Genomic DNA, 1204 nt, shown 5'->3' with positions numbered 1-1204 from the left:
GTACCGCACAACGGTGTTGCTGAAACTGGATGCAAGGTGAGGTGGGATATGAGGTTCATCGTTTCTCCTGCTAAGAAGATGAACGTGGTCGACGATGCGTTTGGATGGCGCGATCTGCCGATGTTCGCGGATCGGGCTGCGCGTCTGGCCGATGCGGTGCGGGCGCTCTCGTACGACGAGGAGAAGGCGCTGTGGCAGTGCAGCGACGCGCTGGCCGAACTCAACTTCGAACGCTTCCGCACGCTCGACGTGCGCTCCGGCGCGTTGACGCCGGCGGTGCTGGCCTACGAGGGCATCCAGTACCAGAACCTTGCGCCGCAGGTGATGACGATGGAGCAGTTGGATTACCTGCAGGAGCATCTGCGCATCCTCTCGGGGCTCTACGGCGTGGTGCGCCCGCTCGACGGCGTGGCGCCGTACCGCCTGGAAATGCAGGCGAAGCTCGCGGTGGACGGCGCGCGCAATCTCTACGAGTTCTGGGGCGACAGCCTGAGCCGCGTGCTCGCGGCCGAAACGGACGTCATCGTGAACCTGGCATCGGTGGAATACGCGAAGGCCGTCGTTCCCTCTGCGGATCGCTGCGGGGCAAGAGTGCTCACCTGCCTGTTCGGCACCGTCGACGCGCGCGATCGCCTCGTGCAGCGCTCCACCGCCGCGAAAGCCGCGCGCGGTACCATGGTGCGCTGGTGCGCCGAGAACGCCATTAAAGAACCTGCCGACCTGCAAGCCTTCGATGCGCTCGGCTACGCGTTCGATCCCGCTCGGTCGACCGACGATTGCTATGTATTCGTTCAGAAATAGCCATGCATAACCTCAAATAATCAAACAAACGGTTTTGACTCGAATTGATGACTCCTCTGCGCGCAAAGCTTTGCGAGAGGTTCTCGTGAACTGCCTGACGAATGCGGACCACCATGGACGACGAGGTCTTGTCGTGTTGCGCACGCCGGAGTGCATCGAGCTTTCGAATCCCGGCGGTTTTCGGGTGGATGTGAAAGCCGCCATTTCGCGCATCGGACAATATCACTATAATAGGAACATTCGCGAACAATTGGCCCACCCGTGCGGACGCGCATGGGCGGGCGACGGCCTGACGAGGAAAACCAATGACCATGAAACCGTACAACCCGCACGAGATCGAACCCCGCTGGCAAAAGGAGTGGGACGATGCCGACCTGTACAAGGTGACCGAGGATCCCTCGAA

1 protein-coding gene is annotated in these 1204 nt (G+C 61.2%); it reads left to right on the top strand.

The genetic code is table 11. The annotated features are described in order from the left end of the window. Positions 1 to 48: 48 nt before the first annotated feature. Positions 49 to 801: a peroxide stress protein YaaA gene (yaaA, locus tag ACMO6A_RS04160; protein ID WP_009608038.1), complete on the top strand. Its 753-nt coding sequence runs from the start codon at positions 49 to 51 to the stop codon at positions 799 to 801. Positions 802 to 1204: the final 403 nt, after the last annotated feature.

The organism is Eggerthella sp. (assembly GCF_048329335.1).
Classification (GTDB): domain Bacteria; phylum Actinomycetota; class Coriobacteriia; order Coriobacteriales; family Eggerthellaceae; genus Eggerthella; species Eggerthella lenta.
This window is presented reverse-complemented; position numbering and strand designations above follow the sequence as displayed.